The sequence below is a fragment of the Streptomyces sp. NPDC046303 genome (genome assembly GCF_055588085.1).
The window spans coordinates 142,260-161,429 of the sequence record NZ_JBVJFA010000009.1; the positions used below are offsets into that span (position 1 = coordinate 142,260).

The 19,170-nt window shown below is 73.2% G+C and carries 17 protein-coding genes and 2 tRNA genes; 17 read left to right on the forward strand and 2 right to left on the reverse strand.

The annotated features are described in order from the left end of the window. The first annotated feature begins 60 nt into the window (after positions 1–60). The 10 genes from ACZ6I1_RS12175 (at position 61) to ACZ6I1_RS12220 (ending at position 9,920) form a co-directional block, all read left to right on the forward strand. Positions 61–1,182, forward strand: coding sequence for a TIGR03364 family FAD-dependent oxidoreductase (locus ACZ6I1_RS12175; RefSeq protein ID WP_469286100.1), 1,122 nt, complete (start codon positions 61–63; stop codon positions 1,180–1,182). A gap of 5 nt (positions 1,183–1,187) precedes the next feature. After that, positions 1,188–1,883 (forward strand): phosphonatase-like hydrolase, encoded by a 696-nt coding sequence (locus ACZ6I1_RS12180; protein ID WP_469286102.1) that lies wholly within the window; start codon positions 1,188–1,190, stop codon positions 1,881–1,883. Beyond that, complete coding sequence (locus ACZ6I1_RS12185; protein WP_469286104.1) at positions 1,880–2,929, forward strand: ABC transporter ATP-binding protein; 1,050 nt, start codon at positions 1,880–1,882, stop codon at positions 2,927–2,929. The genes ACZ6I1_RS12180 and ACZ6I1_RS12185 overlap by 4 nt, the downstream gene beginning before the upstream one ends. Positions 2,930–3,221: 292 nt before the next feature. Beyond that, positions 3,222–4,043: a 2-aminoethylphosphonate ABC transporter permease subunit gene (locus tag ACZ6I1_RS12190; RefSeq protein WP_469286282.1), complete on the forward strand. Its 822-nt coding sequence runs from the start codon at positions 3,222–3,224 to the stop codon at positions 4,041–4,043. Further along, entirely contained in the window at positions 4,030–4,827 is a 798-nt protein-coding gene (locus ACZ6I1_RS12195; protein WP_469286106.1) for an ABC transporter permease, read from the forward strand. Before ACZ6I1_RS12190 ends, ACZ6I1_RS12195 begins: the two co-directional genes overlap by 14 nt. Before the next feature lie 35 nt (positions 4,828–4,862). Further along, on the forward strand, positions 4,863–5,942 hold the full coding sequence (locus ACZ6I1_RS12200; protein WP_469286108.1) for a 2-aminoethylphosphonate ABC transporter substrate-binding protein: 1,080 nt from the start codon (positions 4,863–4,865) through the stop codon (positions 5,940–5,942). A gap of 133 nt (positions 5,943–6,075) precedes the next feature. Further along, positions 6,076–7,599, forward strand: a complete 1,524-nt coding sequence (locus tag ACZ6I1_RS12205) for an alkaline phosphatase family protein (RefSeq protein ID WP_469286110.1) — start codon at positions 6,076–6,078, stop codon at positions 7,597–7,599. Positions 7,600–7,730: 131 nt separating this feature from the next. After that, positions 7,731–8,510 carry an HAD-IIA family hydrolase gene (locus ACZ6I1_RS12210; RefSeq protein WP_469286112.1) on the forward strand — a complete coding sequence of 260 codons (780 nt, stop codon included), beginning with the start codon at positions 7,731–7,733 and terminating at the stop codon, positions 8,508–8,510. An 82-nt stretch (positions 8,511–8,592) separates the two neighbouring features. Further along, entirely contained in the window at positions 8,593–9,204 is a 612-nt protein-coding gene (locus ACZ6I1_RS12215) for a hypothetical protein (protein ID WP_469286114.1), read from the forward strand. Positions 9,205–9,260: 56 nt separating this feature from the next. Continuing rightward, positions 9,261–9,920 (forward strand): class F sortase, encoded by a 660-nt coding sequence (locus ACZ6I1_RS12220; RefSeq protein WP_469286284.1) that lies wholly within the window; start codon positions 9,261–9,263, stop codon positions 9,918–9,920. 75 nt (positions 9,921–9,995) lie between these two features. Here ACZ6I1_RS12220 and ACZ6I1_RS12225 read toward each other — a convergent pair. Then, a tRNA-Lys gene (locus ACZ6I1_RS12225) sits at positions 9,996–10,069 on the reverse strand. Between the two features lie 221 nt (positions 10,070–10,290). Between ACZ6I1_RS12225 and ACZ6I1_RS12230 the strand changes: the two genes are divergently transcribed. The 7 genes from ACZ6I1_RS12230 (at position 10,291) to ACZ6I1_RS12260 (ending at position 18,288) form a co-directional block, all read left to right on the forward strand. Beyond that, positions 10,291–11,610, forward strand: a complete 1,320-nt coding sequence (locus ACZ6I1_RS12230) for a peptidoglycan-binding protein (RefSeq protein ID WP_469286286.1) — start codon at positions 10,291–10,293, stop codon at positions 11,608–11,610. Next, positions 11,607–13,427 (forward strand): SPFH domain-containing protein, encoded by a 1,821-nt coding sequence (locus tag ACZ6I1_RS12235; RefSeq protein WP_469286116.1) that lies wholly within the window; start codon positions 11,607–11,609, stop codon positions 13,425–13,427. Before ACZ6I1_RS12230 ends, ACZ6I1_RS12235 begins: the two co-directional genes overlap by 4 nt. Positions 13,428–13,637: 210 nt before the next feature. Next, positions 13,638–14,231: a lytic polysaccharide monooxygenase auxiliary activity family 9 protein gene (locus ACZ6I1_RS12240; RefSeq protein WP_469286288.1), complete on the forward strand. Its 594-nt coding sequence runs from the start codon at positions 13,638–13,640 to the stop codon at positions 14,229–14,231. Positions 14,232–14,257: 26 nt separating this feature from the next. Continuing rightward, entirely contained in the window at positions 14,258–15,940 is a 1,683-nt protein-coding gene (locus ACZ6I1_RS12245) for an AMP-binding protein (protein WP_469286117.1), read from the forward strand. A 334-nt stretch (positions 15,941–16,274) separates the two neighbouring features. Next, positions 16,275–17,528, forward strand: coding sequence for a sensor histidine kinase (locus tag ACZ6I1_RS12250; protein ID WP_469286119.1), 1,254 nt, complete (start codon positions 16,275–16,277; stop codon positions 17,526–17,528). Then, positions 17,510–18,166, forward strand: coding sequence for a LuxR C-terminal-related transcriptional regulator (locus ACZ6I1_RS12255; protein ID WP_469286121.1), 657 nt, complete (start codon positions 17,510–17,512; stop codon positions 18,164–18,166). Before ACZ6I1_RS12250 ends, ACZ6I1_RS12255 begins: the two co-directional genes overlap by 19 nt. Positions 18,167–18,214: 48 nt before the next feature. Next, positions 18,215–18,288, forward strand: a tRNA-Lys gene (locus ACZ6I1_RS12260). Between the two features lie 95 nt (positions 18,289–18,383). Here the strand turns inward: ACZ6I1_RS12260 and ACZ6I1_RS12265 are convergent. Then, positions 18,384–19,136, reverse strand: a complete 753-nt coding sequence (locus ACZ6I1_RS12265) for an IclR family transcriptional regulator (RefSeq protein WP_469286290.1) — start codon at positions 19,134–19,136, stop codon at positions 18,384–18,386. Positions 19,137–19,170: the final 34 nt, after the last annotated feature.

The following is a 19,170-nucleotide window of genomic DNA, read 5'->3' on the forward strand; positions in this document are numbered from 1 at the left end:
TCACCGGCGCGTCGCCCGCCGGCTCCCCCCGGGCCACGGGCGCCGCCCACCGTGGGCGGCGTGAGAGTCATAGTCGTCGGAGGCGGCGTGGTCGGCACCATGCACGCCTGGCAAGCAGTCCAACGCGGCCACGAGGTCGTCCAGATCGAGCGGGAAGCCGAGGCCCGCGGCGCGTCCCTGCGCAATTTCGGCCAGATCTGGGTCAGCGGACGGGCCGGGGGCGAGGAGCTCGACACCGCCCTGCGGGCCCGTGCGCTCTGGGAGCGCATCGGCGCGGAGGTGCCCGGACTGGGCTTCCGCGCCATCGGCTCCCTCACCCCCCTCCGCAACGCCCGTGAGCACGCGGTCGCCGAGGCGGCGGCGGCCCGCCCCGACGCCGCCGCCCGCGGCTACCAGCTGGTCACCGCCGCCGAGGCCCGGGAGATCAACCCGGCCCTGCGCGGCGCCTTCGAGGCCGCCCTGTGGTGCGAACGGGACGCGGCCGTCGAACCGCGCACCGCGCAGCTCCGCCTCCGCGAAGCCCTCAGCGCCGGCGGCCGGTACACCTTCCTCCCGGGGCGGGAAGTACGCGAGATCGCGGGCCCCGGCGCCGTCCGCGACGACCACGGCCACGTCCACCGCGGCGACGCGGTCGTCCTGGCCACCGGGGCCTGGCTGTCCGGCCTGGTCCGCGAGCTGGTCCCCGACCTGCCCGTGCGCCGCGTCCGCCTCCAGATGATGCAGACCGCCCCGCTCGGAGAGCCGCTGACCACCTCCGTCGCGGACGCCGACAGCTTCCGCTACTACCCCGCGTACAAGTCCGCCGCCCTCGACGCGCTGGCCGCCGGGCAGGCGCAGGCCCCGATCGCCGCCGCCCACAAGATGCAGCTGCTGATGGTCCAGCGCCTGGACGGCGGACTGACCATCGGCGACACCCACGAGTACGAGCACCCTTTCGCGTTCGACACCCTCGAAGACCCCTACGAGCACCTCGCCGAGGTGGTCGAGTCCTTCCTGGGCCGCCCCCTGCCCAAGATCAGGCACCGCTGGGCGGGCGTGTACGCGCAGTGCACCGACACCACCCGCGTCGTCCACCGCCAGCAGGTGGCCGACGGCGTCTGGCTGGTGACCGGACCCGGCGGGCGCGGTATGACCTGCTCGCCCGCCATAGCCGAGACCACCGCGAACGAACTGGGCTGGTAAGTCAGATGACCGAGCACCACAGGCAGAACCTGATCGTCCTGGACATGGCCGGTACCACCGTCGCCGACGGCGGCCTCGTCGAGCGGGCCTTCGAGCGCGCCGCCGAGCGCCTCGGGGTCGAGCCGGGCAGCGCCGACCACGCCGAGAAGCTCCGGTACGTGCGCGACACCATGGGCGAGTCGAAGATCTCCGTCTTCCGTCACCTCTTCGGCGCGGAGGACCTCGCCCAGCGCGCCAACTCCGCCTTCGAGGAGGCGTACGGGGAACTCGTCGACGCCGGCCTGATCGCCCCGGTCGCCGGAGCCCGCGAGGCCATCGAGGAGCTCCGCGCCGACGGCCGCACCGTCGCCCTGACCACCGGCTTCGCCCGCGCCACCCAGGACGCCATCCTCGACGCCCTGGGCTGGCAGGACCTGGCCGACCTCACCCTGTGCCCCGCCGACGCGGGCGGCCGCGGCCGCCCGTACCCGGACATGGTGCTGGCCGCGTTCCTGCGCACCGGCGCCGTGGACGACGTACGGCAGATCGTCGTCGCGGGCGACACCGCCTACGACATGCTCAGCGGCCGGCGCTCCGGCGCCGGGACCGTGGCGGGCGTCCTCACCGGCGCCCACGACCGCGCGGCCCTGACCGCGCACGGCGCCACCCACGTCCTCGGCTCCGTCGCCGAACTCCCGCGGCTCCTGGCGGAGTCCGCGTGAGCGGCATCCGCTTCGAGGGCGTCAGCGTCGCCTACGGCGCCCACACCGTCCTGGACTCCCTCGACCTGACCGTGGAGCCCGGCGAGGTGATGGCGCTGCTCGGCCCCTCCGGCTCGGGCAAGACCACGGCGCTGCGGGCGGTCGCCGGTTTCGTACGGCCCGCCGCGGGCCGGATCCTGATCGGCGGCCGGGATGTCACCGCGCTCCCGCCGCACAAGCGCGGCATCGGCATGGTCGTCCAGCAGTACGCGCTCTTCCCGCACATGAAGGTCGAGGCCAACGTCGCCTTCGGTCTGAAGGCCCAGAAGGCGCCCAAGGCCGAGATACCCGGCCGGGTCGCCGAGGCCCTGGAGATGACCGGCATGGCGGCCTACGCCCAGCGCTACCCGCGCGAGCTGTCGGGCGGCCAGCAGCAGCGCGTGGCCATCGCCCGCGCCCTCGCCATCCGCCCCGGGGTGCTCCTCCTCGACGAGCCGCTGTCCGCACTCGACGCGCAGCTGCGCTCCGGAATGCTCGCCGAACTGGCCCGCCTGCACCGCGAACTGCCCGACGTCTCCCTCCTGTACGTCACCCACGACCAGGTCGAGGCGCTCACCCTGGCCGACCGGATCGCCGTCATGGACAAGGCCCGGCTCCAGGACTGCGGCACCCCGCAGGAGCTGTACCGCACCCCGCGCACCGCGTTCACCGCGTCCTTCGTCGGCAACGCGAACCTGCTGCCGGTGACCGTGGCCGAGGGGGGCGCCGTCTTCGAGGGCCGCCCGCTGGCCCTCGACCGCGGCCGCGCCGTGCCGGGGTCCACCGCGACCCTGTGCGTACGTCCGCACCTGCTCGGCCTCGGCGACGGACCGAACGCGCTCACCGGCCGCATCGCCGAGGTCCAGTGGCGCGGCTCGACGCACCGGCTGTACGTCGACGTCGACGGCCACCGCGTGAAGGCGGACCTGCCCGAGCTGCGGGAGACCCCCGCCCTGGGGGACCGGGTGACCTTGCACTTCGAGCCGCGCGACGCGGTGCTGCTGGCCGCTGGGGTGTCGGATGGCTGAGCCCATGCCCTTGGCCTCCGGCTCGGTGGCGGGTTCGGCTCCGGCCGAGGCGTCCCCTCCGGCCCCCGGCGTGCCGGTCCCGGCTCCCGGCCGTCAGCCCGAAGCCGCCCATGACACCCCGTCCGGGGAGGCACGGGGCTCCGCCCCGGACCCCGCGCCTCAACCGCCGGCGGGGCTGGACACTGCGGCGCAGCCGCGCAAGGGAGCGGGCGCCGCCTCCCGCCGCACCGACGCCCCGCAGGCGCTTCCACAGGGGAACGGGCAGGCGACCCCGCGGGGGCACCGGCGAGGGATTCGGCTGCCGCGCAGCGTATGGGTTCTGCCGCCCGTCGCCGTGCTCGCGCTCGTCTTCCTCTATCCGCTCGCGCTGGTGGTGCAGCAGTCCTTCACCCCCGAGAACGGGGGCGGCGCCTTCGACGCCTACTCCTCCGTCTTCGCCTCGCAGAGCTTCCGCGAAGCGCTCGGCACCACCGTGTGGCTCGCCGTCGGAGCCACCGCCGGCTGTCTCGTCCTCGGCTTCGCGCTCGCGCTCGTCATTGCCTTCGTGCCCTTCCCGGGGGCCCGGGCCGTCGCGAAATTCATCGACGTCTTCCTCTCCTTCCCCTCCTTCCTCATCACCCTCGCCCTGCTCTTCCTGTACGGAACCGTCGGCATGGCCAACGGAGTCTGGACCGGCATCACCGGCGCCGCCGACGGGCCCTTCCACTTCCTGACCACCCCCTGGGGCGTCCTGCTCGCGGAGATCACGTACTTCACGCCGTTCGTGATGCGCCCCCTGCTCGCCGCCTTCTCCCAGCTGGACACCGCCCAGCTGGAGGTCGCCGCAGGCCTCGGCGCCCGGCCCGCCCGGATCATCCGCCGGGTGATCCTGCCGGAGGCGCTCCCCGCCCTGGCCGCAGGCGGCAGCCTCGTCCTCGTCATGTGCCTCAACGAGTTCGGGATCGTCCTGTTCACCGGAGCCAAGGACGTCACGACCCTGCCGATGCTCATCTACGGCAAGGCGATCCTCGAATCCGACTACGCGGCCGCCTGCGTGGTCGCCGTCGTCAACATCGTGATCTCCGTCGGCCTGTTCGGCCTCTACCGGGTGGTGGGCAAGCGTGCTGGTGCATAGCAAGACGGGCCGCTGGGCCGTCTGGAGCCTCTTCGGCCTCCTCTTCCTGCCCCTGTTCGCCCTGCCCCTGCTCGTCGTGGTCGCGGCCTCCTTCGCCACCCACTGGTCCGGAGCCTTCCCCTCCGGACCGACCACCGCGCACTACGCCTCCGCCGTGCAGGGCGAGTCGCTCCGGGCCCTGACCACCAGCCTGGTCACCGCCGTGGCCGCCAGCCTGCTCGCGCTCACCGCCGGCACCTGGGCGGCGCTGGCGGGAGCGGCCCTCGGCAAGCGCGGGAAGAGGTCCCTGGACGCGCTGTTCATGCTGCCCGTCGCCGTGCCGTCCGTGGTCGTGGGCCTGGCCGTGCTCGTCGCCTTCAGCCGGCCGCCGCTGCTCCTCAACGGCACCGGCTCGATCGTCGTCCTGGCCCACACGATCCTTGTCACGGCGTTCGCCCACCAGTCGGTTTCGGCGGCGATCGTACGGCTCGACCCCGCGTACGAGCAGGCCGCGGCCTCCCTCGGCGCCCGCCCCGGCTACGTGCTGTGGCGGATCAGACTCCCGCTCCTGCTGCCGTCGCTCACCGCGGCCGCGGGCCTGTGCTTCGCCCTGTCCATGGGCGAGCTGAGCGCCACGATGATGCTCTACCCGCCGGACTGGATGCCCCTCCCGGTGCGGATCTTCACGGCCACCGACCGCGGTTCGCTCTTCAGCGGGTCCGCCGTCGCCGTGGTTCTGATGGCCACCACCCTGCTCGTCCTGCTGGCCGTCTCCCGCATCCGCACCAAGGCCTCCTACCGCTGAACCCCGCCGACTCCCTTTCCCGGTAAGGAAGTTCCATGCCCAGCAAGCTCGTGCTCCGCACCACCGCCGCCGTCACCGGCAGCCTCGCCCTCGCCGTCCCCCTCACCGCCTGCGGCGGCTCCACGGCCGCCGGCTCCGGCACGGGCGGCGGGGAGAAGGTCGTCACCGTCTACAGCGCCGACGGCCTCAAGAGCGACAAGGGCGACGGCTGGTACGACAAGGTCTTCGCCGATTTCACCCAGAAGACCGGCATCGAGGTCAAGTACGTCGAGGGCGGCTCGGGCGAGATGGTGCAGCGCGCCGTCCGCGAGAAGACCAACACCCAGGCCGACGTGCTGATCACGCTTCCGCCCTTCATCCAGCAGGCCGACGGCAAGGGACTCCTCCAGGCCTACACGCCGCAGGGCTCCGAGAAGGTCAACGGCGCCCACAAGGCCGCCGACGGCAAGTGGACCTCCGTCGTCAACAACTACTTCGGCTTCATCTACAACAAGAAGGAGCTCGCCGAGGCCCCCAAGACCTGGGAGGAGCTGCTGGGCGCCACGTACAAGGGCAAGCTGCAGTACTCCACCCCGGGCGTCGCGGGCGACGGCACCGCCGTCCTCATCAAGTCGATGCACGACTTCGGCGGCAAGGAGCCGGCGATGGAGTACCTGAAGAAGCTCCAGGCCAACAACGTCGGCCCGTCCTCCTCCACCAGCAAGCTCGCGCCGAAGACCGACAAGGGCGAGCTGCTCGTCGCCAACGGCGACGTCCAGATGAACTTCGCGCAGTCCAAGTCCATGCCGAACATCGGCATCTGGTTCCCCGCGAAGGACGGCGGCAAGCCCACCACCTTCGCCCTGCCGTACGCGGCCGGCCTCGTCGACAAGGCCCCGCACACCGAGAACGGCAAGAAGCTCCTCGACCACCTGCTCAGCGAGGAGGCGCAGCAGCTGGTCAGCGGGGTCGGCGGCGGCTTCCCGGCGCGCACCGACGTCAAGCCGACCGACGCCAATGCCGTGGAGCTCACCAAGATCATGGCGGGTGTCGAGGTCTTCGAGCCGGACTGGGCCGACATCGACGCGAACCTCACCGCGTACGTCGACGCGTGGAAGTCGGCAACCGGCAGCTGACCGGTCACTTCCCGGACACCCCGGTCCGGAAAAGTGACGCTTGCATAACGGGTCTGGACCGAAATGCCTTATGGTCCGGCCCGGTTACATGTCCCCGTACCTCCGCCGCCCACTTGCTCCCCAGGAGGAGTACGTGTCCACTGCCCTGCCCGGACGACGCGTCATCGCCGCGACCGCGTCCGCCGCCGCCCTGATCGCCGCCTCCGCCCTGGCCACCCCGGCCGGCGCCGCGGGCGCGGCCGCCGCCGCCAACACCGACAAGGTGCTCGTCATCGGCATCGACGGTGCGGTCCTCGACCGCGTCAAGGCGGCCAACGCCCCCCACCTGCAGGGCCTGATGGCCCAGGGCCTGACCGCCCGCAGCACCCTCTACGCGAACCCGATGGCCGCCACCTCCTCCGGCCCCGGCTGGTCCACCATCGCCACCGGCGTGTGGCCCGACCGGCACGGCGTGAAGGACAACTCCTTCGCCGGCAAGAACTTCACGGCCCACCCGGACTTTCTGACCCGCATCGAGAACGCCAGGCCGGAGCTCAACACGTACGCGGCCGCCGACTGGGAGCCCATCACCTCCACCGACGCGGGCGGCCCGATCTTCTCCGCCAAGGTCGACAAGCGCCTCTCCCTGAAGGGCGACCGCGACGGCTACGGCAGCGAGGACCCCAAGATCGCCGCCGCGGCCGCCGCCGAACTGCGCGACCAGAACCCCGACGCCGCCTTCGTCTACTTCGGCGAGATCGACATCGCCGGCCACTCCCACGGCGCGGCCAGCCAGCAGTACCTCGACGCCATCGGCCGCTCCGACCAGCTCATCGGCCGGCTGCTGGCCGCCGTACAGAGCCGCCCGACCTACGCCCAGGAGAACTGGAAGGTCCTGGTCACCACCGACCACGGCCACACCGGCGCGGGCGGCCACGGCGGCTCCACCCTCCAGGAGCGCGGCACCTTCGTCATCGCCAAGGGCGCCGGCATTCCGGCCGGTTCGGTACGGGACGACGTGAAGCTGGTCGATGTCGCCGCGACCGCGCTCGCGCAGGTCGGCGTCTCCACCGCCGCGCTGGACGGCGTCCCGCTGAACGCTCCCGACAGCGACCCCTTCGACACCCTGCGTCCGGCCCTCCAGGGCCGCGTGGACGAGACGGGCATTCCGGCCGGTGTGAAGGGCTTCACCCACACCCCTCCCGCGGGCTGGTCCGTCGACAACTCCGGGATGGGCGCGGGCGGTGTCACCGAGTGGGCCGGATGGGCCTTCGCGACCGACGAGTTCTGGAGCCAGGCCCAGCGCGACCAGTGGCGCGAGCTGAACGTCCGCTCCCGTGACGTGTTCGCCGACTCCGACGAGTGGGACGACAAGAGCCACACCGGCAGCTTCGACTCCACCCTGATCACCCCCACGTGGCCGGTCACCGCGGGCACCACGAAGACCCTGTCCTTCCAGACGCACTACCGCCACGAGGCCGGGCAGACCGCCCAGGTCCTGGTCTCCTACAACGGGGGTGCGCCCACCGTCGTCAAGAGCTACACCGCCGACGCGGTGGCCCGGGCCGAGTCCCTGAACCTCCGGGTCCCGGCCGGTGCCACGGACGTCCAGATCCGCTTCCGCTACAGCGGCAGCAACAACTGGTACTGGACCGTCGACAACGTCCGCCTGGCCTGAGTCCAGGCCCCCGGGGTCCGGGCCGTGGACGCACCGTACGCCCGCGACCCGGCCCCGATAGGGTGGTAGAGACCAGCGGTCAGACCAGAGGTCACAGAGGTCAGACGCCACCGAGAGCGGAGAACAGTCCAGTGGGAGAGCGCAAGCCGATCGAATCCTGGCTCACCGACATGGACGGGGTCCTCATCCACGAGGGCACCCCCATCCCCGGCGCCGATGCCTTCATCAAGCGGCTGCGCGAATCCGGCAAGCCCTTCCTGGTGCTGACCAACAACTCCATCTACACCCCCCGCGACCTCCAGGCCCGCCTGAGCCGCATGGGCCTGGACGTCCCCGTCGAGAACATCTGGACCTCCGCGCTGGCCACCGCGAAGTTCCTCGACGACCAGCGCCCCGGCGGCACCGCGTACGTGATCGGCGAGGCCGGGCTGACCACCGCCCTGCACGACATCGGCTACGTCCTGACCGATCACGAGCCCGACTACGTGGTCCTGGGCGAGACCCGCACCTACAGCTTCGAGGCCATGACCAAGGCGGTCCGCCTGATCAACGCGGGCGCCCGGTTCATCTGCACCAACCCCGACGAGACCGGCCCCTCCACCGAGGGCCCGCTCCCGGCGACCGGCGCGGTCGCCGCGCTGATCACCAAGGCCACCGGCAAGAAGCCGTACTTCTGCGGCAAGCCCAACCCGCTGATGATGCGCACCGGTCTCAACGCGATCGGCGCGCACTCGGAGACCAGCGCGATGATCGGCGACCGGATGGACACCGACGTGCTGGCCGGTCTGGAGGCGGGCATGCAGACCTTCCTCGTCCTCACCGGTCTGACCGCGGCCGTGGACACCGAGAGGTTCCCGTACCGCCCGACCAAGACCGTCGACTCGATCGCCGACCTGGTGGACCTCGTTTAAGTCGTTCGGCTGACACGTACGGCGCCGCTCCGGATGCGGAGCGGCGGGCAGCGCGTGAATCTCCTTGTTGAGGAGGTTCACCATGCGCAGTGTTCACAACGCTCTCCGTGCCGCCGGGGTGGCCGTCGCCCTGACGGCGTTCTCCGCGGTGACAGCGCCCGCCGCCCTCGCGGGTGAGGAGGACCGGGGCGGCCGGGGCGACCGCGGCAGCATCTCGGTCGAGCCCGACCCGGCGCACCCGGGAGCGCAGGTCAAGCTGCGCGTCAACGGCTGTGAAGGCACCAGGGGCGAGGCCAAGTCCTCCGCCTTCATGGTGGACGCCGAGCTGTACGGCCGTGACGGCGGCCGCAGCCCGCTCTACGGCGAGGCGATGATCAGCTCGCACGCCCGGCCGGGCCGGCACTCGGTGCGGGTGACCTGCGACGGCCACGACAAGGTCCACGGCTCCATCGAGATCTCCCACCGCAAGCCGAGCCACCACGCCTCCCCGGTCTGGCCGGTCCACGCGGGCGGCGGCGGCATGTCCGCCGAACTCGCCCAGAACTCCCGGACGGCCGCGGCGAAGAAGGACGAGCACGGCAGCGACGGGCCGGGGCTGCCGCACACGGTCATCGGCGCCGTCCTGGCAGCCGCCGCCACCCTGGCCGTCGCGGGCCGTGCGCTCGCCCTGCGGCGCCGCCGCAGCGGTGACTGACCGCGCGGCGATCGGGTGAGCGGCGCATGAACGAGTGGCGCACGGACGAGGGGCGCATGAGCGAGGGCAAGTCCTCCGGCGGCGGCCGGCTGCTGACTTTCGCCGCCTGGTCGGTGCTGGTCCTGGGGCTGTGGCTGTGGGGCCGGCAGATCACCGGGGTTCCGGCCCCGCTCGCCGGCCAGGCCGGCGGGGCGATGGGTCCGGCGCTGCCCGCGGCGCGCGCCCCGCTGGCCGCCTCCCCGCCGCAGCGCGTCGACGTGCCCTCCATAGGCGTGCAGGCCCCGGTGATTTCCCGGGGGCTGGACGCGGACGGCGCGATCGAGCCGCCGCCGTACGACAGCCCGGGCACGGTGGGCTGGTGGAGCGACGGCGTGCAGCCGGGCGCCGCCGGGGCCGCGCTGATGGTGGGGCACGTGGACACGCAGTCCAAGCCGGCCGTGTTCTACGGGCTGAGCTCGGCGCAGCCGGGCGAGAAGGTGCGGGTGGTGCGGGCGGACGGTTCGGTCGCCGAGTTCACCATCGAGGACGTACGGGTCTACGAGCGGGCGGCCTTCGACCCGCACAAGGTGTACGGCCAGCGGATCAGGGGCCGTGCCGAGCTGAGGCTGGTGACCTGCGGCGGCACCTACGACAAGGCGGCCAAGGAGTACACCGCGAACGTGGTCGTCTCCGCCTACCTGACGGGCGCCGGCCTCCGGCCCGGTACGGCGGCCTAGCCCGGCACCCGTACAGCACCGCAGGAAACGAAGAAGCCCCCCGCAGCTTTCGCTGCGGGGGGCTTCTCCCGTCTGTGCGCCGCCAGGGACTCGAACCCCGGACCCGCTGATTAAGAGTCAGCTGCTCTAACCAACTGAGCTAGCGGCGCTTGCTGACAGGGAAAACTCTACCTCACCCCGAGTGGTGCTCGTGACCAGCCACGCCCGCCTTGTCCGATTAACCCATGTTTAAGGGGTTTGTCGTGCACGATGTGTGTGGCCGTGCCGCATCTGATGACCCGCCAGATGCGGCTCCGGCTGACCAGTGGACGAACAGGGGAGTGGACGGAACCGCATGACGATGCAGCCGCCGACGCATGTGCAGACGCCGATGCCGATGCCCGCCTTCGAGGAGTACGAGCCCGCGGGCGACTGTGCGTGCCGGGGGTGCGCGCAGCGCCGTCGCGCCCTCGCCCGCGCCCGGGCCATACCGCTGCGTGACGGGGGTCACCCCGCCGCCCGCGGGGCCCGCCGGGCGCTGGTCCTGGCCACCGCCGCCGGGGTGGTCCTGGGCGGTGGCGGCGCGGCCGCGGTGGCGGTCACCGCCCCGGCGGCCGGGCCCGTGACCCTGGACGATCCCGGTTCGCCGCAGGGCGGCCGGACCCCGCTGCACGGGCCGAAGGGCAGCCCGGCCGGCAAGCCGGGGGCGCCCGCCAAGGTGAAGCGGATCGACCGGACGACGATCATCAACCGGGCGAAGCTGTGGCTGGACGCGAAGGTCCCGTACAGCATGTCCCAGTACTGGACGGACGGATACCGGCAGGACTGCTCGGGCTACGTCTCGATGGTCTGGAACCTTGGTACGAACGAGTGGACCGGAAGCCTCGACAAGTTCGCCACCAAGATCACGAAGGCGGAGCTGCTGCCGGGGGACATGCTCCTCTTCCACAACCCGGCGGACCCCAACAATGGCTCGCACGTGGTCATCTTCGGCGGCTGGGCCGACGAGACGCAGACGCACTACATCGCCTACGAGCAGACGCGGCCCACGACCCGCAAGCTGGCCACGCCCTACGGGTACTGGGCCAACGGGTCGAAGTACGTCCCCTACCGGTTCAACGGGGTCACGGGCGGGATCGCGCCCGAGGAGCCGGTGCCGGGCCCGAAGCCGGGGGACTCGACGGCGTTCCCGGGCGCCGCGAAGTTCGGTCCGGGCCAGACCAACGACCACGTGGCCCAGCTGGGCCGGATGCTGATCGAGCGCGGCGCGTACCGGTTCTACCCGAAGGGGGTGGCCGACCGGACGTGGAGCGAGCACGACCGGCTGGCCACCCAGGCCTTCCAGGCCGCCCAGGGCTGGACCGGCGCCGAGGCGGACGGCGTTCCCGGCGCGCACACCTGGCGCCTGCTGGTCGAGCGGCAGGGCGCGGACATCCCGCCGACGGTGGGGGCCGCTCCGGGGCCGCCCGGGGTACGGGCCTACCCAGGGGCCGCGGTGTTCCGCCCGGGCCGGTCGCACCCGGCGATCACCGCCCTCGGCCGCCAACTGATCAAGAAGGGCTTCGGCAAGCACTACACGTCCGGTCCGGGACCGCGCTGGAGCGAGGCGGACCGCCGCAACGTCGAGGCCTTCCAGCGCGCGCAGGGCTGGCGCGGTGCCTCGGCCAACGGCTACCCGGGCCCGGAAACCTGGCGCCGGCTGTTCGCATGACGGAGGACACGATGTACCCCACGCACACCACCTCGGCCACGGGCACCTTCCGGGTACCGGCGGTGGCCGGCCCCGCTCCGGCGCCCGCTGCCGCCCCTGCCGCCCCTGCCGCGCCTGCCGCCCCTGCTTCCGTACCCGCCCCCGTCCCCGCCGTTCCGGCGGCCTCGCCGGTGCGGGGGGCCGCCGCACCCCGGGAGGCGGTTCCGGTCTCGGGCGAGACCTCGACCGGATGGGCCACCGCCCCGGCGGTCCTCCTGGCGGCCGGCCCCGAGGTGCCGGTGCCGGCCGCCCGGGCCCAGGCCGAGCCCGAACCGGTGCACACGGGCCTGGACATCCCGCACCCCCAGGACGAGGCGGCCCGCGCCGGTACGGCCACCCTGCGCCTGCGGATCAACGACGCGGAAGCCGCCGCACCACCACGGGCACCGGCACCGGCACCGGAACCGGAACCGGAACAGGAACCGGCGCGCGTGGCCCCTGTGCTGCGCGGCCCGGATCCCCGGCTGGCGCGCATGCAGCCGAAGGCCGAAGCCGCGCCGCAGCCGGACCCCCGGCCGCAGCCGGTGGCCGCAGCCGAACCCAGGCCCCCGATCGCGTACCCGGAACCGGAACCGGAGCCCGCGGCTGACCCGGACCCGGACCCCGAGCCCGAGGCCGTGCGGTCCGGTGTGCCCGGCCCCGGGGTGGTGGGGATCGTCGCCCGGGCCGTGGCGCGCGCCCTGGTGGAGGAAGACGCCACCGAGGACGCCCCCGCCCCGGACCGCCCGCCGCTGCGCGGCACCGCCGTCACCGAGGTGCCGGTGCACCTGCCGTTCCGCGATGCGCGGAAGGCCGTGCCCGCACCCGCAGCCGCCAAGGCGAAGGCTCCGGCCCCCCGGCCGCCGGCCGCCCCCCGCCCCGCCCCCGGCCGCCGGGTCCCGCGGGGTGACGACCGGCTCCGGGAGCACCGCGGCCCGGTGCTCCCCGGCTGGATCGGCGTGGCCGTCGGCGGGCTCGCGCTCACCGGCTGCACGGCCGTGCTCTGGCGGGCCGGCGCGGTCCCTTCCGCACTCCTGGCCGCCTTCGGCGCCGCCCCGCGCGCCTATCAGGGACTGCGCGCCACCCACTGGCCCCCGCTCGCCTTCCTCGGCATCGTCGCCCTCCTCGCCCTCGGCGGCCTCGGCCGCTCCCGCACCGGCCATGCCTGGGTGCTCACCCTGTTCGGCCGCTACCGGGGCACGGTCCGGCGTACCGGACTCACCTGGATCAGCCCCCTGCTGCTGCGCCGCCGGGTCGACGTACGCCTGCGGCACTGGCGCAGCGAGCCCATGCCCGCCGTGGACTCCGGCGGCCTCGCCCTCCAGGTCGTCGTGCAGGTCGTCTGGCAGGTCAAGGACACCGCCAGGGCCGCCCTGGCCGTCGCGGACCACGTGGAGTACCTGGCCGAGCAGGTGGAATCCGCGATGGCCCGCGTGCTCTCCCAGCTCCCCGCCGACGCCTTCCACGAGGACGCCCCGACCCTGCGGGACGCCGAGGCCGTCGGCGACGCGCTGACGCGGATGCTGGCGGCGGAGACCGAGGCCGTCGGGATCGAGGTCTTCTCGGCCCAGCCGACCCGGATCGAGTACGCGCCCGAGGTCGCCGAGGCCATGCGCCGCCGCAGGGTCGCGGCGATCGACGCCAAGCACCGGGACACGGTGCTGACCTCGGTCGTGGACGCCGTCGACGACACCGTCCACCGGCTCACCTCGCGCGGGCTCGTCGAGCTCGACGACTACGAGCGCAAGGCGCTCGTGAAGGACCTCACCGTCGCGTTCTACACGGGGCGCTGCGAGTAGCGCGCCCTGCGGTACGGGAGAACGAGCGCAGGACGAACGGGTGGCCGGATCCGACCGGACCACCCGTTCGTCCTTTGGTATGGACATGGCCAACTGCCGTCCATAGTCTGGGACTTGGTCTAGACCTAAAATCCGGAGATCATCCCCACGCGTGCGCACGCTCTCGCCGAACTCCCCCCACGTTCAAGGAGCATCATGCGTCACCTCCGCATGCCCGGACGGGCGGGCGCCGCCGCGCTCGGCCTCGGCCTCGTCGCCGGAATCACCCTCCTCGGCGCCCCCAGCGCCAGCAGTCACGGCTACACCGACACCCCCATCAGCCGCCAGAAGCTCTGCGCCAACAAGACCGTCTCCGACTGCGGTGCCATCCAGTGGGAGCCGCAGAGCGTCGAGGGCCTCAAGGGCTTCCCGGCCGCCGGACCCGCCGACGGGAAGATATGTTCCGCCGGCCTCCCGCAGTTCGCGGAGCTCGACAACCCGCGCGGCGGAGCCTGGCCCACCACCAGGGTGACCAGCGGACAGGGCTACGGCTTCCGCTGGCAGTTCACCGCCAACCACGCCACCACCGACTTCAAGTACTACGTCACCAAGAACGGCTGGAACGGCACCAAGGCCCTCACCCGCGCCGACCTCGAACCCCAGCCCTTCCTCACCGTCGCCTACAACGGCGCCCGGCCCGCCATGACCACCGTCCACCAGGGCTCCATGCCGAGCGGCCGGACCGGCCGGCACCTGATCCTGGCCGTCTGGACCGTCCACGACACGGCCAACGCCTTCTACGCCTGCTCCGACGTTCAATTCTGACGTAACGTCAGCTAACCTCCGGCGGCATGCGGACGACGACTGCACCCGAGACCGTCGCGGAGCTCGTGGCGCGCCAATGGGGCGATCACCGGCCGGGGCTGAAGTACGAGGACAACGAAACCGCCGCCGTCCTCAGCCACCACCGGACCGCCCAGGAGGCCGCCGCCCGCGCCGCGCTCCTCGTCGACCTCCTGCCGCCGGGGGCCGAGCCGCACGTGGGGGTACTGCTGGACAACACCCCCGAGTTCCCGTTCTGGCTCAGTGCGGCGGCCCTCGCGGGGGCCGCCGTCGCCGGGATCAACCCCACCCGGCGCGGCGCCGAACTGGCCCGCGACATCCTGCACACCGACTGCCGGATCCTGGTCACCGAACCCGCCCACCTGCCCCTGCTGCGCGGCCTCGACCTGCCCGGCGTCCGCCTCCTGGTCACGGGCACCGAGGAGTACGAGGCCCTGCTCGCCCCCTACGCCGCCGCCAAGCCCGGCGAGGCGACGCTCGGCACCCCCGGCCCGGGATCCCGGCTGCTCCTCTACTTCACCTCCGGCTCCACCGGCGCCCCCAAGGCCGCCATCTGCACCCAGGGCCGGCTCGCGGCGGCCGGATCGGCGCTGGCCCGCCGGTTCTCGGTCACCCCGCAGGACGTCCACTACGTCTGCATGCCGCTGTTCCACGGCAACGCGGTCATCGCCGACTGGCTGCCGGCGCTCGCGGGCGGGGCGTCGGTGGCGCTGCGCCGGCGCTTCTCCGCCTCGGGGTTCCTGGACGACGTACGCGCGTACGGGGCGACGTACTTCACCTACGTCGGGCGGGCCGTCCAGTACCTGCTGGCCACCGAACCGCGCCCCGACGACCGCGAGCACACCCTGCGGCTCGGCTTCGGCACCGAGGCCGGCGCGGTGGACGCGGCGCGCTTCGCCGAACGGTTCGGCGTCCCGCTGGTGGAGGGTTACGGGGCCACCGAGGGCGGCGCCTCCGTCCAGCACACGCCGGACACCCCGCCGGGAGCGCTCGGCCGGGCGGCGGAGGGGGACGACCTGGCGGTGCTCGACCCGGAGACCGGCGCCGAATGCCCGGCCGCGGTGCTGGACGCGGAGGGCCGCCTGCGGAACGGCTCGGCCGCCATCGGCGAACTCGTCAACCGGGGCCGGAGCCTGTTCGAGGGGTACTGGCGCAACCCGGACGCGGAGGCCGCCCGTACGCGGGAGGGCTGGTACTGGACGGGCGACCTCTTCTTCCGCGACGCGGCGGGCTTCCTGTACTTCGCGGGCCGTACGGACGACCGGCTGCGGGTCGACAGCGAGAACCTGGCCGCGGCGGTGATCGAGAACATCCTGGCGCGGTGGGCCGACGCGGCGGCGGTCGCCGTGTACGCCGTCCCGGACGAGGTCGCGGGGGACCAGGTGATGGCGGCGGTCGCCCTCCGGGAGGGCGCGGCCTTCGACCCGTCCGCCTTCTCGGCGTTCCTGGCCGCGCAGCCGGACCTGGGCACGAAGATGGCCCCGCGGTACGTCAGGATCGTGCCGGCCATGCCGGTCACGGCGACGAACAAGATCCACCGCGCAGCCCTGCGCCGGTCCGCCTTCCTCTGCTCCGACCCGGTCTGGCACCGGCTCCCCGCCGGGGGCTACCGCCGTCTGTCGCGGGCCGGCCTCGACGCCCTGCTGGCCAGGTACGAGGCCCAGGGCCGCCTCGACCTCCTCGACCGCTAGCCATTGCCGCCTGTCCGGTGCGGCGCCGTTGTCGGGGGCCAGCCCCCGAACCCCCGCGCCTCAAACGCCGGCGGGGCTGAGTTTGGGCTGATGCCGCGCGCAGGGCAACGGGTTGTGCTGCCGCGCTTCTTGGCCGAGGTCGGGCAAAATCCAGCCCCGCCGGCGTTTGAGGCGTGGGGGTCCCCCCCCGGACGGAGTCTGGGGGAGGGTCTGGGGCGGAGCCCCAGGTCTTTGAGCCGCACCCGCGCTCGAGGCCCGGGGGTAGGGCCGGGCATACCCCCGGACACCCCCTGGGCCCATGGGACCGGCGGGCCCGCCCGCCTACCGTGGGCCCATGGACGACACCTGGCAGGCCCTCAGCCGCGGCCACTACCTCCGCACCACATGGCCCTGGCGCGCCGCCGGCTACCTGGCCGGAGGGGTGCTCACCGGCATCCCCGCCCTCCTCGCCCTCGTCCTGCTCACCGGCGCCGGCCTCCTCCTCGTGGGCCTGCCGCTGCTCGCCCTCGCCGGCATCCCCCTCGGCGCGCTCGAGCGCCGCCGCCTGCGGCTCATCGACCCCGACCCCGCCCCCACCCCCCACCGCACACCCGCCGAACCCGGCCTCGCCGCCTGGGCCCGGCTGCGCTGCCGCGAACAGGCCACCTGGCGCGAGCTCGGCTACGCCGTCCTGCACGGCTTCCTGCTCTGGTGGGCGGACCTCGCCGCCCTCGCGCTCCTCCTCGGCGTCCCCCTCCTCCTCCTGACCACCCCCCTCCAGCTCGCCCTCGCCGGTGACGGTGAGGTCAAGGTGCTCAAGACCTGGCTGATCACCGGCTACCCCGCCGCCTTCCTGTTCGCCGCCGCCGGGGCACTCCTCCTCCCCGTGCTCCTCTTTCCCCTCGGCGCCCTCGCCGGCGCCCGCGCCGCCCTCACCCGCGCGCTCCTCGCCCCCCGCGACCACGAGCTCCGCGGGCGCCTCGCCGAGGTCACCCGGTCCCGGGCCCGCCTCGTCGCCGCGTTCGAGGCCGAGCGCCGCCGCATCGAGCGCGACCTGCACGACGGCGCCCAGCAGCGGCTCGTCGCCCTCACGATGACCCTCGGCCTCGCCCGCCTGGACGCGCCGCCCGGCCCGCTCGCCGACCAGCTGGCCACCGCCCACGACCAGGCCGGCAAGGCCCTGACCGAACTGCGCGAGCTGATCCACGGCATCCACCCCCAGGTGCTCACCGACTACGGACTGCCCGGCGCCCTCGCCGACGTCGCCGAGCGGTCCGCCCTGCCCGTGGACGCCGCCATCGACCCCGGCCTGCCGCGCCTGCCCGAGTCCGTCGAGGCCGCCGCCTACTTCGGCGTCTGCGAAGCCCTCGCCAACGCCGGGAAGCACAGCGGCGCCGCCCGCGCCGCCGTCACCGCCCGGCACACCGGCGCCGCACTGCTGATCGACGTACGGGACGACGGACGCGGCGGCGCCGATCCGGCGGCCGGTTCGGGACTGACCGGACTCGCCGACCGCATCGCCGTCCTCGATGGCACACTGACGATCACCAGCCCGCCCGGCGGGCCGACCGTCCTGAGCCTGGAGATCCCGTGCCCGGTGCATCCCTGAGAGTCGTCCTCGCCGAGGACGGCGTCCTGCTCCGCGAAGGCCTCGTCGGTCTCCTGACCCGTTTCGGACACCGGGTGGAAGCCGCCGTCGGCGACGCGGACGGGCTGCGCGGCGCCGTCGCCGCGCACGCACCGGACATCGTCGTCACCGACGTACGGATGCCCCCCGGCTTCACCGACGAGGGACTGCGCGCCGCCGTCGAGCTCCGGACCGCCCGCCCGGACCTGCCGGTGCTGGTGCTCAGCCAGTACGTGCAGCGCTCGTACGCCGCCGACCTGCTGGACTCGGGGGACGGCAGCGGCGTCGGGTACCTGCTGAAGGACCGGGTCGGGCAGGTGGAGCAGTTCCTCGACGCGGTGGTCACGGTGGCCGGCGGCGGCACCGTGGTGGATCCGGAGGTCGTGCGCCAGCTGCTGCGCCGGCGGCGCGACCCGCTGTCCGCGCTGACCCCGCGCGAGCGGGAGGTGCTGGGCCTGGTGGCGGAGGGGAAGTCCAACGGGGCGATCGCCCGGGAGCTGGTGGTGTCCGAGGCCGCCGTCGGCAAACACATCGGGAACATCCTGGGAAAGCTGGGCCTGCCGCCCGCGGAGGAGACCCACCGCCGGGTGCTGGCCGTCCTCGCGTACCTCCGCCGGTAATGGTTTTGAGCACCCCGGAGGACCAGGTAGTATTTTCTCTGTCAGCAGGCGCCGCTAGCTCAGTTGGTTAGAGCAGCTGACTCTTAATCAGCGGGTCCGGGGTTCGAGTCCCTGGCGGCGCACCTGTCCTTCGGGCGGTTTCCGGTTCACCGGGAACCGCCCGAAGTGTTTTCCGGGCTCGCCCGTGGATCCCGGCGGCCGCCCGTGGCCCCGACGGCTAGAGCGTGAGCGACAGCAGCAGCGGCGCGGCCTTCCGGTTCAGGGTGTCCGCCGCGGCCCGCAGCCGGTGCGCGTGCTCGACCGGCATCGACAGGGCCAGGCAGCCCACCGAGGCCCCGGCCGTGATCGGGACGGCCGCGCAGACGGTGCCGACGGCGTACTCCTGGAGGTCCAGCACGGGCACGGTGGCCGGCTGGGCGTCCAGCTTGGAGAACAGGATCCGCTCGTTCACGATCGTCTTCGACGTGAGCCGCGCGATCTTGTGGCGGGACAGGTGGTCGCGCCGCCCGTTCAGGTCCAGCTGGGTCAGCAGGCACTTGCCGACCGCGCTGGCGTGCGCCGCGGAGCGGAAGTCGACCCACTCGTGGACCTTCGGCGTGCGCGGGCTGTCCGCGAACTGTGTGATCCTGACCTCGCCGTCCACGTACCGGCTGATGTAGACCGCCGCCCCCACGGAGTCCCGCAGCCGGTCCAGGGTCTCCTGGAGCTTGTCGGTCAGGGCTTGCTGCCGGTCGACGCCGGAGCCGAGCAGGACGAGGGAATCCCCTATGGCGTAGGCGCCGTCGGACACCTGCAGGACATATCCCTCCCGGCGCAGCATGAGCAGCATCGGGGCGAGATGGACGGCGGGCAGGCCGGTCTCACGCGCGATCTGCACATCGGTCACACCGCCGGTGTGCCGTGCGATCGTTTCGAGTACGCGTAGTGCGTACTGCACCGAGTGGAACGGCGCGGTCGGCTCGGGCTTCAGCGCTACGGTTTCCCCCTAGCAGGTTGTTACCGCT

Coding starts and splice junctions, on each gene's coding strand:
- ACZ6I1_RS12180 (WP_469286102.1), top strand. CDS start 1,188: ATGACCGAGCACCACAGGCAGAACCTGATCGTCCTGGACATGGCCGGT.
- ACZ6I1_RS12200 (WP_469286108.1), top strand. CDS start 4,863: ATGCCCAGCAAGCTCGTGCTCCGCACCACCGCCGCCGTCACCGGCAGC.
- ACZ6I1_RS12215 (WP_469286114.1), top strand. CDS start 8,593: ATGCGCAGTGTTCACAACGCTCTCCGTGCCGCCGGGGTGGCCGTCGCC.
- ACZ6I1_RS12220 (WP_469286284.1), top strand. CDS start 9,261: ATGAGCGAGGGCAAGTCCTCCGGCGGCGGCCGGCTGCTGACTTTCGCC.
- ACZ6I1_RS12230 (WP_469286286.1), top strand. CDS start 10,291: ATGCCGATGCCCGCCTTCGAGGAGTACGAGCCCGCGGGCGACTGTGCG.
- ACZ6I1_RS12235 (WP_469286116.1), top strand. CDS start 11,607: ATGACGGAGGACACGATGTACCCCACGCACACCACCTCGGCCACGGGC.
- ACZ6I1_RS12240 (WP_469286288.1), top strand. CDS start 13,638: ATGCCCGGACGGGCGGGCGCCGCCGCGCTCGGCCTCGGCCTCGTCGCC.
- ACZ6I1_RS12245 (WP_469286117.1), top strand. CDS start 14,258: ATGCGGACGACGACTGCACCCGAGACCGTCGCGGAGCTCGTGGCGCGC.
- ACZ6I1_RS12250 (WP_469286119.1), top strand. CDS start 16,275: ATGGACGACACCTGGCAGGCCCTCAGCCGCGGCCACTACCTCCGCACC.